Genomic DNA, 14,203 nt, shown 5'->3' with positions numbered 1-14,203 from the left:
AAAGCGTCTCGCTCCACGTCGCTCAGCGTAGGTTTTGAATCGGCCAGGAAACATTTAAAGCAAAACCGGCAACATTAAAGGTCAACTGCAAAGACAAAAAGACAAAAAGACAAAAAGACAAAAAGACAAAAAGACGAAACAGTAGTTTCTGAAACCGTATGGTGTACATAGCTAGTTGGCACATTCAGAGACGGCGCCGCGCGAAGAGGAGGGAGACGCTTTTGGCTCCCGACCGAGCAAGGGGACTGCGTAGCAGCGCGGCTCGTGCCACGCTGGGGGTAACTGAAACATAGTCGGTAATAGGCAGCAGACGAATCAAAGACACCAAAAGGCCAAGGATTGTTAAGGAGCGGGCCAGCGCTCCTTAACTCGGTTCGGCACAGCGGGTTAGGTGGCCACTGCTATTATAAAACCGAAACAACTCCTCATAGCCCATTGGTTTTAAAACAACAATTACCATTTAAGCCCAAACCGATACAGCTCCTCTAATGCCAATTGACGTTAAAACCAAAAATTGCCATTTAAACCAAACCGGTACGACGTACATAGCTAGTTGGCACATTCAGAGACGGCGCCGCGCGAAGCGGAGGGAGACGTTTTTGGCTCCCGACCGAGCAAGGGGACTGCGCAGCAGCGCGGCTCGTGCCACGCTCGGAGTGACTGAAACATAGCCGGTAATAGGCAGCAGACGAATCAAAGACACCAAAAGGCCCAGGATTGTTAAGGAGCGGGCCAGCGCTCCTTAACTCGGTTCGGCACAGCGGGTTAAGTAGCCACCGCTATTATAAAACCGAAACAGCTCCTCGGAGTTAATTGATTTTAAAGGCACAAATTGCCATTTAAGCCCAACCCGAAACAGCTCCTCTAAAGCCAATAGCCCTTTAAAGCAAAAATTGATATTTAAGCTCAAGTCTAAACAGCACCTCATAGCCTATTGACTTTAAAAAAGAAAATTGCCATTTAAGCCCTAACCCTTACGCCTCAGGATATATTTTTTCCTTGCTCTCGCATAAATCCTCAATCAAACAAGATCCACACCGTGGCTTCCTCGCAATACAGGTATAACGCCCGTGTAGAATAAACCAGTGGTGACAATCGAGCTTAAATTCGGCAGGAACGACTTTGATAAGCTTCTCTTCTACCTGCTCGACGGTGTCACCCGGTGCAAAGCCGGTACGATTGCAGACCCGAAAGATATGCGTGTCAACGGCGATGGTTGGCCAGCCAAAGGCGGTATTTAATACCACGTTAGCAGTCTTGCGACCGACACCGGGCAGGGCTTCCAGTGCAGCGCGATCTTCAGGCACCTGGCCGTTATGCTTATCCAGCAATAGACGACAGGTTTTAATGACGTTTTCAGCCTTGGCATTAAACAGACCAATGGTCTTGATATATTCCCGTACGCCATCAACCCCCAAATCCCACATTTTTTGCGGCGTATTGGCTACCGGGTAGAGCCGGGCGGTGGCTTTGTTAACGCTGACATCGGTAGCTTGTGCTGAAAGCAACACGGCAATCAACAGCTCAAAAGGGGTGCTATACACCAGCTCCGTGGTGGGATGCGGATTGTTATCCCGCAGACGCTCAAGAATAGTGCGGCGTTTTTCCTTGTTCATCAGGCTTCCCCGGTGTTTCCCTGTGGTAATTTATTGGCCGCACGTACCGCTTTGCGCGTTTTCATCCGTTGATCGATCAGGTATTTTCCCGCCAGAAGCATACCCAGGCCAATAAAAGCGCCCGGCGGTAACATAGCCAGCAGGAAGGGGTTATCAAGATGGATCACTTCGACACGTAGTACTTTTGCCCAACTGCCCAGCAGCAGATCGGCACCGTTAAACAGTACCCCTGAACCAAGTATTTCGCGCAGCGAGCCAAGCACAAACATCGCTGCTGTTGCACCCAAACCGGTCATCATGCCATCCAGCGCAGCCAAAGGCACCGGACTGTTGGCCGCCACCGCTTCGGCGCGACCAACCACTATACAGTTGGTGACAATCAGTGGAATAAAAATACCCAGCGCCTGATATAAACCAAAGGCGTAAGCATTAATCAACATCTGCACGGTGCTGACTACTGAGGCAATGATCAATACATAGATCGGAATACGAATTTCATTCGGCACCCAACGACGGAATGCCGAGATCATCGCGTTGGTACAGGTCAGTACCAGGGTGGTTGCCAGCCCCAGCCCCAAGGCGTTGGTCGCGGTAGAGGTCACCGCCAACAGTGGGCACAGGCCAAGCAGTTGCACCAGCGCGGAGTTATTGGTCCATAACCCCTGAACAATTATCTTTTTGGCTTCACTCATCGCGTGCTCCACAAGGTGTCAGGTGGGAAAGCTGCGCAGGCACAGTTTCAATAAACAAGGTGGTCCGTTTAACAGAGCGTACTACCGCGCGGGGGGTAATGGTGGCACCGGTAAACTGGTCAAACATACCGCCATCCTTCTTCACCGCCCAGCGGCTGTCATTGCTGCCATCCACCATAGTGTTGGCAAAATGCATGATCCAGTCGGAAACCCTGGCCTCAATTTTATCACCCAGCCCTGGTGTTTCATGCTGCTCCAGCACCCGGGTGCCATATACCTTGCCATGAAAATCAGCCGCTACCAATAGTTGGATTGCCCCCGAGTAACCGTCCGGTGCCGTGGTTTCAACTGCCGCGGCCACAGGCTGGCCATTTTTTCGCGCCAGATACAGGCGATGTGGCGCGTTATTACCGAGAGCGTTGTCTGTGACGTTGTAACATTCTTGCTGCATATTGTTGTCATAGACGCTGGCAGGGATAACCTGATCAAACAGTGTTTTTTGCTGTAATAGCGCCTGATGCTCAATGGTGGGTTTGGTCAGCAGATTGACCACAGCCGTCATGCCGGTCATCAGGGCGCCAAAAAAGGCCAGGATCAGACCATGGCGACGCATTGTTTCTAACATACTCTTTCCTTAGCGATGGCCATAGACGCGGGGCTGGGTATAGTGGTCAATCAGCGGCACGGTAATATTGGCCAGCAATACAGCAAAGGCGACGCCATCCGGATAGCCGCCATAGGTGCGAATTAACCACACCAGCAGACCAATCAAGGCACCAAACAGCAGTCGGCCTTTGGGTGTGGTTGACGCCGTTACCGGATCAGTGGCGATAAAGAAAGCGCCAAGCATGGTTGCTCCGGAGAACAGGCCAATCACCGGCGATGCATAACTGCCGGGGGCCAATAGCCAGGCCAGACCGCCGCAAAAAGTCAGCATCAACAGCATGCTGGCGGGAATATGCCAGCTGATAATCCGCCGCCACAGCAAAAACACGCCTCCGGCCAAAAAGCCAAGGTTGATCCATTGCCAGCCCAGACCTGCCAGGGTGCCGCTAAATATCGGCTGTTGCAGCACCTGCTGCACGCTATGGCCCGAGCGCAATCCGGTTTTAAAACTGTCCAGCGGCGTTGCCTGAGTGATCCCGTCAACGCTCATTTGCAATTGATAGGCAGTCATATGTTGTGCGTCATGGCCGCTAAAAATGGTCAACAGACTGTCGATAAATCCCACTGGATGAGCCTGCATACTGTCCGGTGGCAACCAGGTAGTCATCTGCACCGGGAATGAGATCAACAGCACCACATAGCCAACCATGGCCGGGTTAAAGGGATTTTGTCCCAAACCGCCGTAAAGTTGCTTGGCAATTACAATAGCAAAGAAAGTACCGATAACGATCAGCCACCAGGGCGCCAGAGGTGGCAAGCTAATACCCAGTAATACCGCAGTCAGCAGCGCCGTATTGTCACCGAGACGTTTAGCTACCGGCATTTTACGTAATTGCAGAATGGCGCCTTCGGTCAAGAGGGCAATCACAATGGCCAGCGCCACCTGGATCAGACTGCCAAAGCCAAAGAACCACACCTGGGCGATAATGCCGGGGATGCAGGCCATAACAACCATTAGCATAATGGCGCTGGTACTCTGCCGATTATGGGTAAAAGGGGAACTTGCGATTCTAAAGGCCATCTATTCCTCGTTGGACATTTCGCTCGACAATGTCTGAGCTTGAGCGGTTTTACGGGCCTTGACTCGGGCGATTGCTGCGGCTACGGCAGCTTTTCTGGCATCGTTTTCCACCGCAGATATCTCCGCCTGGGGGTCTGCATCTGGTGCGGTTTTTTGTGACGCCGTCACAGATGTGGGTGCCGAAACAGGCACCGCAGGCTGTTCGCTCGCTGGCAGCTGTTTTTTAGCTTTTGCCCGGGCAATAGCTGCAGCCACCGCGGCTTTGCGCTTGTCATCGGCGGAGAGGTTTTCTCCCGCTGGCGCCGCCTGAGCGGATGCCTCTGGGGTTTCAAGACCCACTTTTCTGGCTTTGGCCCGGGCTATGGCTGCGGCAACTGCCGCCTTGCGACTGTCGCCCTCAACAGGCATCTCCGTTGGGGATGAGATAGCTTCACTGGCCACCGGCATCTCGACCTGTGCTGCCGCTTTTTTCGCTTTGGCACGGGCTATGGCAGCCGCTAATGCCGCCTGGCGAGGATCGACCTCTACCTTCACTGAGCGGGCCGGTTTGCCCGGGGCTGCCAGCGCGGCTTTACCGGCTGTAGCCGCTGTTTGCGTCAGAGCAGTAAAACGCCCTTTGGTCGCAGGTTGCGGGCTATCGGCAAGTTTGACTTCGGCTTTCTTATGGCGTTCTTCGCGCGCCAGCTTGTCACGTTCCAGGCGTTGTTGCCTGGCTTCAAAGCGTGCCTTGGCTTCAGTTGCGCGGGCGGCTTCCAGATCCAGCGCGCGGATCTCGGCTTTTTCCTGACGGTAGTATTGAACCAGTGGAATATTACTGGGGCAGACATAGGCACAAGCACCGCACTCAATACAATCAAACAGATGGTGATTGCGGGCTTTTTCATGTTCCTGACCGCGGCTAAACCAATATAACTGCTGCGGTAACAGCCCGGCAGGACAGGCTTCAGCGCATAGACTGCAACGAATACAGGCTTCTTCGGCAGTGGGCTGACCCATTTCGCTCACTGACGGGGCCAGCAGACAGTTACTGATTTTTACCACTGGAACATTCAGTGATGGCAGGGTAAAGCCCATCAACGGGCCACCCATAATCACCATTTTATGATTATCCTGTGGCGAAAATTCGCCTTCCCGCATAAGATCTGCCACCGGTGTGCCCAGTCGTGCCCAGACGTTACCCGGTTTTTTCATCGACTCACCGGTAAGGGTAACCACACGTTCAATTAACGGCTCGCCATCGATCACCGCACGCTTGATAGCGTATACCGTACCGACGTTTTGCATTAATACGCCAATGGCCGATGAGTGTTTGCCTTTGGGCACTTCTTTTCCGGTAAGAATGCGTGTCAGCTGTTTGGCACCGCCGGACGGATATTTGGTCGGCACTACCCGCAACTCAATGGTGACGCCCGGATGATTTTCGTTGGCAATAGCGGTTTTTAATGCGGCAATGGCCTCTGGCTTGTTATCTTCAATGCCAATCAGTACCTGCTGTGGAGCCAGCATATGGCAGAGAATACGCGTACCCTGCAGGATCTCGTCGGCATGCTCCTGCATTAAACGATCGTCGGCGGTGATATAGGGTTCGCATTCTGCTGCATTAAGGATCAAGGTACGGGTTGTATCGAGGCTGCCCTGAATTTTGCTGGCGGTGGGAAATCCCGCGCCACCCAGACCGGCAATACCGGCCTGGTGGATCACCTGATTAAGTTCACTGGCAGAAAGCTGGTGATAATCGTTAATCAATACACGCTCACCCCAACGGTCTTCACCGTCGGCAGTAATCAATACACACAGCTCCTTCAATCCAGAAGGATGGGCGGTAATATGCGGCTCAATGGCGGTGATCACCCCGGAAGTAGGGGCATGAACAGGCAAAGTGCGACCGCGTCCGCAGGTCAATGGCTGGCCTTTGGTTACCCGATCACCGGCTTTGACGCAAAGTTCGCCTTCCGGACCCAGATGTTGTTGCAATGGGATAATAAAGCGCTCAGCAAGAGGCAAGCGGCGCAGTGGCACCCGGCTTGACTGGGTTTTCATTTCCGGAGGATGGATCCCGCCGTCAAAGTCCCAGAGTTTGTCTTTTTTGAGCGCAGCAAACAGATTGAACATGTTACTCCGCATGAATAATTTGCACCGGAATGGTCTTCATATCCCATTTCCAGTTCGCGGTGGTGGTTTTAATCGGCAGCATTTCTATGCAGTCGGTTGGACAGGGGGCAACGCAAAGGTCACAGCCGGTACACAAGTCAGACACTACGGTATGAACCGCGCGCGTCGCACCGACAATGGCGTCGACCGGGCAGGCCTGAATACATTTGGTGCAGCCAATACAGTTACTTTCATCGATATAGGCGACTTTGCGTACTGGCACAGCTTCTGCTTCATCGCCGTCAAGCGGCTGTGGCTCTACGTTAAGCAAGGTGGCCAGTTTTAGCATTACCGGCTCGCCTCCGGGCACGCATAGATTGATTTTCTCACCGTTGGCGACGGCCTCGGCATACGGCTTACAGCCTGGAAAACCACATTGTGCACACTGGCTTTGCGGCAGAATATCGTCAATCTGATCGATCACCGGATTACCTTCCACCGCGAAGCGGCGTGAGGCATAACCCAGCAATAATCCGAACACCAGTGCCAGGGCACTGAGTGCAGCAATCGCAACCCATAATTCAAACATTAGAATTTCACCAGCCCGGTAAAGCCCATAAAGGCCAGAGACATTAGACCAGCGGTCACCAACGCAATGGACGAACCGCGGAAGGGGGCGGGAACATCAGCAACCACCAGGCGCTCACGAATGGCAGCAAACAGCACCATCACCAAGGAGAAACCAAGGGATGCAGCAAAGCCGTACAGCGCCGATTGCATAAAGTTGAGTTGTTGATTGATATTTAACAAGGCAACGCCCAGCACGGCGCAGTTGGTGGTGATCAACGGCAAGAAGATCCCTAACAGACGATACAGCGAAGGGCTGGTTTTACGCACCACCATTTCAGTGAACTGCACTACCACCGCAATCACCAGAATAAAAGCCATGGTACGTAAATAGACCAGGCTTAGCGGCATTAAAATAAAGGTGTTCACCATCCACGAGCAAATATTGGACAGCGTGATCACAAAGGTGGTCGCCAGCCCCATGCCGATGGCCGATTCCAGTTTTTTGGACACGCCCATAAAAGGACAAAGGCCAAGAAACTTAACCAGAACAAAATTGTTTACCAGCATGGTGCCAATAAACAGTAATAGGTATGAAGTCATGATAATGCCTAGCGCGATAATAGAGTAAACCGTCTTTTCCCTTGTTTTTCAAATTCCCACGGCGTTGATTGCCGGGCAAAACTTGAGCTCCAGGGGGAGAAGATTATTGAGTAAATGTCTCTTTAACCCGACGAGAACGTTTAAAATAGGGCACCAACAGCGCGGCGGCCAACAAAGGCAATAGCAGATTGCGTACCGCCATCTCGTCATTAATTGGCGAAAAAGCAAAGGCTTTAATCGCCAGCAAAACGTTACATAACAACCAAATAATAAACATCTTCGGTAGCGATGTTACCCGGCGACAAAATTGGCAAAGTACGATAACGGTAAATAACCCCATGGCTAATGTGGTCACTACCGAGAAATACCATTGCAAGGTAAATGCCTGGGAGTTGGTGATTAAATATTCGCGTGATTCAGGGCTAAATAAAGCCATTGAATAAAGCAGCAGCATCAACACCACACTCATCAAGGTGACAATCAGGTAGGCCATCGGAGCCAATAGCCAGCCGCCAATGCGCTGATAGCCAAGATTTTGAGACATAAAAAACCTTATTTCAATCATGTTGATGACAATCTCGTCCATGGAAAAGCCGCGTAAACCGACTGGCAATGGGCAGAGATTCAGACATTCAAGGGGCGCTAGCTTAACGCGGGAAAGGATTCGTCGCTATCGTGATCATGTGATTGCTATGCAACAGCGTAAAAAATAACACTTTTGCCTTAAAAGCGGGAATGGGTGCTCATGGATTTTGCACTACAACCGACAGTAGCGGCGGGAAAGGCGGAGACAAGCTCCGCCTGGTTGCCTTAACTTTCGGATCCGTAGGCCAAAATAACCGCAACCTCAGTGTTACCCCGTTTGATATGCAATTCGCACAGTGAATCACGCACCATCCAGGCGAAAACCAGCACAGTAAGACAGCTGGTGATCCAGCACCAAAGTACAATTTTTTGCGGCATAATGGCCTCCTTGTCCTTGCTTTTGAGCAGTTAAGAAGCTACCGTTATGTTGTGTATGCATAAGAGTGGCCTCGGGTTGATTAACATCGATTCGGGGCCTTTCTCTTTCTGCCGTTCACTCAATGCTCCGGACAGAAAGATCCAGAGCACCCGCAGTAATTCTACCGACAGTATCGCCATTCATCTCAGCTATTTTGACGAAAAAAATCAATCAATAGCATTGAAAAACATCAAGTTATAAATGAATTCAATGGGTGGGTGATTTGTATAAAGGAAGGGAATGGGTGCTCATGGATTTTGCACTACAACCCACAGTAGCGGCGGGAAAGGCGGAGACAAGCTCCGCCTGGTTGCCTTAACTTTCGGATCCGTAGGCCAAAATAACCGCAACCTCAGTGTTACCCCGTTTGATATGCAATTCACACAGTGAATCACGTACCATCCAGGCGAAAACCAGCACAGTAAGACAGCTGGTGATCCAGCACCAAAGTACAATTTTTTGCGGCATAATGGCCTCCTTGACCTTGCTTTTGAGCAGTTAAGAAGCTACCGTTATGTTGTTGATGCATAAGAGTGGCCTCGGGTTGATTAATATCGATTCGGGGCCTTTCTCTTTCTGCCGTTCACTCAATGCTCCGGACAGAAAGATCCAGAGCACCCGCAGTAATTCTACCGACAATATTGCCGCTCACCTCAGCTGTTTTGACGAAAAAAATCAATCAATAGCATTGAAAAATATCAAGTTATAAATGAATTCAATGGGCGGGTGATTTGTATAAAGGAAGGGAATGGGTGCTCATGGATTTTGCACTACAACCGACAGTAGCTGCGGGAAAGGCGGAGACAAGCTCCGCCTGGTTGCCTTAACTTTCGGATCCGTAGGCCAAAATAACCGCAACCTCAGTGTTACCCCGTTTGATATGCAATTCACACAGTGAATCACGCACCATCCAGGCGAAAACCAGCGCAGTAAGACAGCTGGTGATCCAGCACCAAAGTACAATTTTTTGCGGCATAATGGCCTCCTTGTCCTTGCTTTTGAGCAGTTAAGAAGCTACCGTTATGTTGTCTATGCATAAGAGTGGCCTCGGGTTGATTAACATCGATTCGGGGCCTTTCTCTTTCTGTCTTTCACCAATGCTCCGGACAGAAAGATCCAGAGCACCCGCGGTAATTCTACCGGCAGTATCGCCATTCATCTCAGCTATTTTGACGAAAAAAATCAATCAATAGCATTGAAAAACATCAAGTTATAAATTATTTAACCTGAATCAGCGACTACACAATTTGTAATAGACTTCATTCCAGCGCAGCTGATTTTTAAAATCTGCCAGCGTAGTGGCGTTATCAATGACCAGCAGTTCAATATTATGCAACTCGGCATACAGCCGCAGATAATCGATGTCCAGCGCCTGTGAAAATACCGTGTGATGGGCACCGCCGCCGAGGATCCAGGCTTCTGCTGCCGTGGCCAGAGAAGGTTGTGCCTTCCAAATGGCGCGGGCAACAGGCAGCTTAGGTAACGGCTTAGGTTGTTCAATGGTATCTACCAGGTTGACCAGCAAACGGAAACGGTCACCCATATCGATAACGCTGGCGTTCACTGCCGGACCTGCCGGGGTAGAGAAAATCAGACGTGCCGGATCGGCTTTGCCACCAATGCCAAGATGCTGGACATCAAGCAGCGGTTTTTGTTCTTTGGCAATAGAAGGGCAGACTTCCAGCATATGCGAGCCAACCACCAGATCGTTGCCTGCCTGGAAGTTATAGGTGTAATCCTCCATAAATGAGGTGCCGCCTTTCAGACCTGTGGACATCACTTTCATAATGCGCAGCAGGGCAGCAGTTTTCCAGTCACCTTCGCCACCAAAACCATAGCCTTTCTGCATCAGTCGCTGCACGGCCAGACCTGGCAGCTGTTTCATGCCATACAGGTTTTCAAAGTTGGTGGTGAAAGCCTTGAATTGCCCCTGTTCCAGAAAACGGGTCATCCCCAGTTCAATACGCGCAGCATCCAGCAGATTTTCGCGCTTGTCACCGTGAAGTTTTACTGCGTCGGTTAGCTGGTAGCTGGATTCATACTCCTCAATCAGCGTATCAACATCACCACGGCTGACTTCATCAATCACGCTGACCAAATCGCCAATGCCGTAGGCACTAACGGTATAGCCAAATTGCATCTGTGCGGCGACTTTATCCCCTTCGGTGACGGCTACCTGACGCATATTATCGCCAAAGCGTGCCACTTTCAGTTGCTGACTCTCATTTTTGGCGGCGGCAACGCGCATCCACTGTGCAATGCGGCGATGAGTTTCCTGATCTTGCCAATGGCCGGCGACCACTGAATGCTGCTGACGCATACGGGCACCAATAAAGCCAAACTCACGGCCACCGTGCGCGGTTTGATTGAGATTCATAAAGTCCATATCCATGGTTTCCCATGGGATCTCGGCATTGAACTGGGTATGAAACTGCATCAGCGGTTTATGCAGAATACTCAGTCCGGCAATCCACATTTTGGCCGGGGAAAAGGTGTGTAACCAGGTAATCAACCCGACGCATTCGTTATGATAATTCGCTTCACGACACAGGGCGGTGATTTCGTCTGGCGTGGTAGCCAGCGGTTTCAGAACCAGTTTGATCGGCAGGCCAGCCTGGCTGTTAAGACCATTGACCACTTTCTCTGCGTTCTCTTTTACCTGACGTAAGGTTTCCGGGCCATAAAGATGTTGACTACCGATAGCGAACCAGACTTCGAGTTGTTTAAATACGTCCATTCTTCTACTCCTGACGATTAGCGATAACGATAAGCCGCTGGCGCGAAGCCAGCGCGAAAATCAAGACGGATTGGCGGCGGCAAACAGCGGTTCCGAGGTCTGACACCATTTTTGATAACGTTCATACAGGCGCTGATATTGCGCAGCGCGCTGCGGATCGGGCAGCAGCGTTTTTTCGATGGCACAGGCCATCTTGCTCTGTGCTTCAGGAACCGAGGCAAACTCACCGGCGGCACAGGCGGCAAAAATCGCGGCACCCAGTGCACAGCACTGATCGGAAGCGACGATTTGCAGTGGACGGTTCATTACGTCAGCACAAACCTGCATGATCACGGGCGACTTGCGGGCAATACCGCCGAGGGTCAACACGTTTTCCACCGGAATATCCTGTTGTTCAAAACATTCCATAATGGCGCGTGCGCCAAAGGCGGTAGCTGCAATAAAGCCGCCAAACAGTTCAGGTGCCTTGGTGCCGAGATTGATATCGGTAATGACACCTTTCAGACGCTGATTGGCAAAAGGGGTACGACGACCGTTAAACCAGTCGAGCACTAACGGCAGGTGGTCGAGATTAGGTTTGTCTGCCCAGGCGCGGGTTAAATCGGCGAGCAGCGTTTTTTTCATCATACTGACTTGCGGTTGCAGCTCGGGATGCGCCGCTGCCAGTTGTTGTAATGGCCAGCTCAGCAGTTGGCTGAACCAGGCGTACATATCGCCAAAGGCGGATTGTCCGGCTTCCATACCGACCATACCCGGCACGACGCTGCCGTCAACCTGACCGCAAATCCCGGCGATAGCGCGATCGCCTACACGTTCTTTATCGGCAATCAAAATATCGCAGGTGGAGGTCCCAATCACTTTGACCAGGGTATAAGGCTGGGCACCGGCACCGACGGCACCCATATGACAGTCAAATGCCCCGCCGGAGATAGCTACGCTGGCAGGTAAGCCAAGGCGTTGCGCCCACTCCTGACAAATTTTGCCTACCGGTTTTTCTGCGGTTTGCGTATCGGTAAACAGCGGGTAAGGCAGATCTTCTACCAGGCAGGGATCGAGGGCGGCAAAGAAGTCGCGAGGAGGAAAACCACCCCACGAAGGATGCCAAAGCATTTTATGACCGGTGCTGCAACGACCACGGGCAATATCCTTCGGCACGGTGGTGTTTGACAGCAGGGCCGGGATCCAGTCGCACAGTTCAATCCACGAGGCGGCAGCCTGGCGAACGGCGCTATCCTGACGGGAAACATGCAATATTTTTGCCCAGAACCATTCGGAGGAGTAAACGCCACCGATATAACGTGAGTAATCAGGAAAGTCGCCGCTGCGGCACAGTCGATTGATCTCTTCTGCTTCATTAATAGCAGTGTGATCTTTCCACAACACAAACATGGCATTGGGGTTTTCGGCAAATTCGGGACGCAATGCCAGAATTTGTCCATATTCGTCAATGGGGGCCGGGGTAGAGCCAGTGGAATCTACGCCAATGCCAATGATGCGGGCGCTTTGCTCAACGCCAAGGCGCTGCACCAGATTCTTGATGGCCGATTCCATTGCTTCTATATAGTCGAGAGGATGATGGCGAAACTGATTATCGCCCGCATTGCAATAAAGGCCTTCCTGCCAGCGTGGGTAATAGACCACATCGGTATCTATTTCTTTGCCGCTATGGCAATCCACAGCCAACACGCGGACCGAATCGCTGCCAAAGTCCAGACCAAGAGCAATTGCGCCTTGTGCCATGGTGATTTCTCCAGAGGTTAAAGGGGAAGCCAGAAAACAACACTCTGGCTTTTGCTGTTGATAACCATAGGAGTCTCTGAGCCAAGGCAGTGAGGAGACATTTGCTGGAAGTATGTACTTTTCTGCTCCCTATTGGGGTTATGTGAAGCGGGTCATAAAGTTAACCCTTGGTTAAATTTGCTGAATCTATGGAGGAAATGGCTGTAATTTTTAATTGTGATAGCGCTCTACATATTAAGAAACTATTCCCGCTAAAACTGATCTCGACTTAACTCAATCCATTGATGAACTCACGTATCATGAGGTTTATAAGTGGATTTTAAAGAAAATACCCTACTGATAGCGTTTTCATGCCAGCGGCAAAAACCGTCGGTAACAACAATAAAAAGTCGGAGAGCATCATGCATAAATTCACTAAGGCATTAGCAGTGGTCGGATTGGCTGCTGTTATGTCACATTCAGCTATCGCGGATACCCCAAAACTGGGTTTCCTGGTTAAGCAGCCAGAAGAACCATGGTTCCAGACTGAATGGAAATTTGCTGATAAAGCAGGGAAGGATCTTGGTTTTCAGGTAATTAAAATTGCCGTCCCTGATGGTGAAAAAACGCTTAATGCGATTGATAGCCTGGCAGCGAACGGCGCAAAAGGTTTTGTTATCTGTACCCCGGACCCGCGCCTGGGGCCAGCCATTATGGCCAAGGCACGCAGCTATGATCTGAAAGTTATTGCCGTCGATGATCAGTTTGTAAACTCGAAAGGCAAACCGATGGAAGAAGTGCCATTGGTAATGATGGCGGCAACCAAAATCGGTGAGCGTCAAGGGCAAGAGCTGTATAAAGAAATGCAGAAACGCGGCTGGAAAGCGGCTGATACCGGCGTAATGGCTATCACTGCGGACGAACTTGATACGGCGCGTCGTCGTACTACCGGTGCAATGGATGCACTGAAAGTTGCAGGCTTCCCGGCGGCGCAGATTTATAAAGTGCCAACGAAATCCAACGATATCCCCGGTGCGCTGGATGCGGGTAACTCACTGTTAGTTCAACATCCTGAAGTGAAAAACTGGCTGATCCTCGGCATGAATGACAACACCGTATTAGGTGGCGTGCGTGCAACAGAAGGCCAGGGCTTTAAAGCGGCTAACGTGATCGGTATTGGTATCAACGGCGTTGACGCGGTAAGTGAACTGTCTAAAAACGAACAAACCGGCTTCTTTGGCTCACTGCTGCCAAGTCCGGACGTTCATGGTTATAAAAGTATTCAGATGCTGAATGACTGGGTAACCAAAGGCGTAGAACCCCCTAAATTTACCGAAGTGACCGATGTTGTTTTGATCACTCGTGAAAATTTCAAAGTAGAACTGCAGAAGAAAGGTCTGGGTAAATAAGCGTTGAGCGCTGAATAACCACCTTGTTTGAGCATTAAACCTGCTGCGAAGCGGAAAGCAGTCAAGGAACGACCGCTTT

The 14,203-nt window shown here is 51.0% G+C and carries 14 protein-coding genes; 1 reads left to right on the top strand and 13 read right to left on the bottom strand.

The features are described from left to right. Positions 1-974 precede the first annotated feature (974 nt). The 13 genes from nth to GW590_RS23395 all read right to left on the bottom strand — a co-directional run bounded on the left by nth (position 975) and on the right by GW590_RS23395 (position 12,736). Entirely contained in the window at positions 975-1,616 is a 642-nt protein-coding gene (gene nth / locus GW590_RS23455; protein ID WP_169405502.1) for an endonuclease III, read from the bottom strand. Further along, entirely contained in the window at positions 1,616-2,308 is a 693-nt protein-coding gene (locus GW590_RS23450) for an electron transport complex subunit E (protein ID WP_169405501.1), read from the bottom strand. The genes nth and GW590_RS23450 overlap by 1 nt, the downstream gene beginning before the upstream one ends. After that, positions 2,301-2,933 carry an electron transport complex subunit RsxG gene (rsxG, locus tag GW590_RS23445; protein ID WP_169405500.1) on the bottom strand — a complete coding sequence of 211 codons (633 nt, stop codon included), beginning with the start codon at positions 2,931-2,933 and terminating at the stop codon, positions 2,301-2,303. Before rsxG ends, GW590_RS23450 begins: the two co-directional genes overlap by 8 nt. 9 nt (positions 2,934-2,942) lie before the next feature. Then, the gene (gene rsxD, locus GW590_RS23440; RefSeq protein ID WP_169405499.1) at positions 2,943-3,995 is read right to left on the bottom strand and encodes an electron transport complex subunit RsxD; all 1,053 of its coding nucleotides are present in this window, start codon (positions 3,993-3,995) and stop codon (positions 2,943-2,945) included. After that, complete coding sequence (rsxC, locus tag GW590_RS23435) at positions 3,996-6,107, bottom strand: electron transport complex subunit RsxC (RefSeq protein ID WP_169405498.1); 2,112 nt, start codon at positions 6,105-6,107, stop codon at positions 3,996-3,998. Position 6,108: 1 nt separating this feature from the next. Further along, the gene (gene rsxB / locus GW590_RS23430) at positions 6,109-6,675 is read right to left on the bottom strand and encodes an electron transport complex subunit RsxB (protein ID WP_169405497.1); all 567 of its coding nucleotides are present in this window, start codon (positions 6,673-6,675) and stop codon (positions 6,109-6,111) included. Next, a complete protein-coding gene (rsxA, locus tag GW590_RS23425) occupies positions 6,675-7,256 on the bottom strand; it encodes an electron transport complex subunit RsxA (RefSeq protein WP_169405496.1) in 582 nt (193 codons plus the stop codon). Before rsxA ends, rsxB begins: the two co-directional genes overlap by 1 nt. A gap of 103 nt (positions 7,257-7,359) precedes the next feature. Then, the gene (locus GW590_RS23420) at positions 7,360-7,800 is read right to left on the bottom strand and encodes a DUF2569 domain-containing protein (RefSeq protein ID WP_169405495.1); all 441 of its coding nucleotides are present in this window, start codon (positions 7,798-7,800) and stop codon (positions 7,360-7,362) included. Between the two features lie 266 nt (positions 7,801-8,066). Further along, positions 8,067-8,219 carry a Hok/Gef family protein gene (locus tag GW590_RS23415; protein WP_169405494.1) on the bottom strand — a complete coding sequence of 51 codons (153 nt, stop codon included), beginning with the start codon at positions 8,217-8,219 and terminating at the stop codon, positions 8,067-8,069. A 355-nt stretch (positions 8,220-8,574) separates the two neighbouring features. Then, positions 8,575-8,727, bottom strand: coding sequence for a Hok/Gef family protein (locus tag GW590_RS23410; RefSeq protein ID WP_169405494.1), 153 nt, complete (start codon positions 8,725-8,727; stop codon positions 8,575-8,577). A gap of 355 nt (positions 8,728-9,082) precedes the next feature. Next, the gene (locus GW590_RS23405; RefSeq protein WP_169405493.1) at positions 9,083-9,235 is read right to left on the bottom strand and encodes a Hok/Gef family protein; all 153 of its coding nucleotides are present in this window, start codon (positions 9,233-9,235) and stop codon (positions 9,083-9,085) included. 255 nt (positions 9,236-9,490) lie between these two features. Then, entirely contained in the window at positions 9,491-10,996 is a 1,506-nt protein-coding gene (araA, locus tag GW590_RS23400; protein WP_169405492.1) for an L-arabinose isomerase, read from the bottom strand. Between the two features lie 60 nt (positions 10,997-11,056). Further along, a complete protein-coding gene (locus GW590_RS23395; protein WP_169405491.1) occupies positions 11,057-12,736 on the bottom strand; it encodes a ribulokinase in 1,680 nt (559 codons plus the stop codon). Between the two features lie 401 nt (positions 12,737-13,137). Between GW590_RS23395 and GW590_RS23390 the strand changes: the two genes are divergently transcribed. Further along, positions 13,138-14,124: an arabinose ABC transporter substrate-binding protein gene (locus GW590_RS23390; RefSeq protein ID WP_169405490.1), complete on the top strand. Its 987-nt coding sequence runs from the start codon at positions 13,138-13,140 to the stop codon at positions 14,122-14,124. Positions 14,125-14,203 lie beyond the last annotated feature (79 nt).

The sequence above is a fragment of the Rouxiella aceris genome (assembly GCF_012933545.1).
Taxonomy (GTDB): Bacteria; Pseudomonadota; Gammaproteobacteria; order Enterobacterales; family Enterobacteriaceae; genus Rouxiella; species Rouxiella aceris.
Note: the sequence above shows the minus strand (reverse complement) of the source record. Positions and strands in the feature narration are given on the sequence as shown.

What these genes read in the sequence shown, in the direction of transcription:
- GW590_RS23405 (WP_169405493.1), bottom strand. Translation starts at nt 9,235, where the DNA reads ATGCCGCAAAAAATTGTACTTTGGTGCTGGATCACCAGCTGTCTTACT.
- araA (WP_169405492.1), bottom strand. Translation starts at nt 10,996, where the DNA reads ATGGACGTATTTAAACAACTCGAAGTCTGGTTCGCTATCGGTAGTCAA.
- rsxB (WP_169405497.1), bottom strand. Translation starts at nt 6,675, where the DNA reads ATGTTTGAATTATGGGTTGCGATTGCTGCACTCAGTGCCCTGGCACTG.
- GW590_RS23420 (WP_169405495.1), bottom strand. Translation starts at nt 7,800, where the DNA reads ATGTCTCAAAATCTTGGCTATCAGCGCATTGGCGGCTGGCTATTGGCT.
- GW590_RS23410 (WP_169405494.1), bottom strand. Translation starts at nt 8,727, where the DNA reads ATGCCGCAAAAAATTGTACTTTGGTGCTGGATCACCAGCTGTCTTACT.
- rsxA (WP_169405496.1), bottom strand. Translation starts at nt 7,256, where the DNA reads ATGACTTCATACCTATTACTGTTTATTGGCACCATGCTGGTAAACAAT.
- GW590_RS23415 (WP_169405494.1), bottom strand. Translation starts at nt 8,219, where the DNA reads ATGCCGCAAAAAATTGTACTTTGGTGCTGGATCACCAGCTGTCTTACT.
- rsxG (WP_169405500.1), bottom strand. Translation starts at nt 2,933, where the DNA reads ATGTTAGAAACAATGCGTCGCCATGGTCTGATCCTGGCCTTTTTTGGC.
- rsxC (WP_169405498.1), bottom strand. Translation starts at nt 6,107, where the DNA reads ATGTTCAATCTGTTTGCTGCGCTCAAAAAAGACAAACTCTGGGACTTT.
- GW590_RS23395 (WP_169405491.1), bottom strand. Translation starts at nt 12,736, where the DNA reads ATGGCACAAGGCGCAATTGCTCTTGGTCTGGACTTTGGCAGCGATTCG.
- GW590_RS23450 (WP_169405501.1), bottom strand. Translation starts at nt 2,308, where the DNA reads ATGAGTGAAGCCAAAAAGATAATTGTTCAGGGGTTATGGACCAATAAC.
- rsxD (WP_169405499.1), bottom strand. Translation starts at nt 3,995, where the DNA reads ATGGCCTTTAGAATCGCAAGTTCCCCTTTTACCCATAATCGGCAGAGT.
- nth (WP_169405502.1), bottom strand. Translation starts at nt 1,616, where the DNA reads ATGAACAAGGAAAAACGCCGCACTATTCTTGAGCGTCTGCGGGATAAC.
- GW590_RS23390 (WP_169405490.1), top strand. Translation starts at nt 13,138, where the DNA reads ATGCATAAATTCACTAAGGCATTAGCAGTGGTCGGATTGGCTGCTGTT.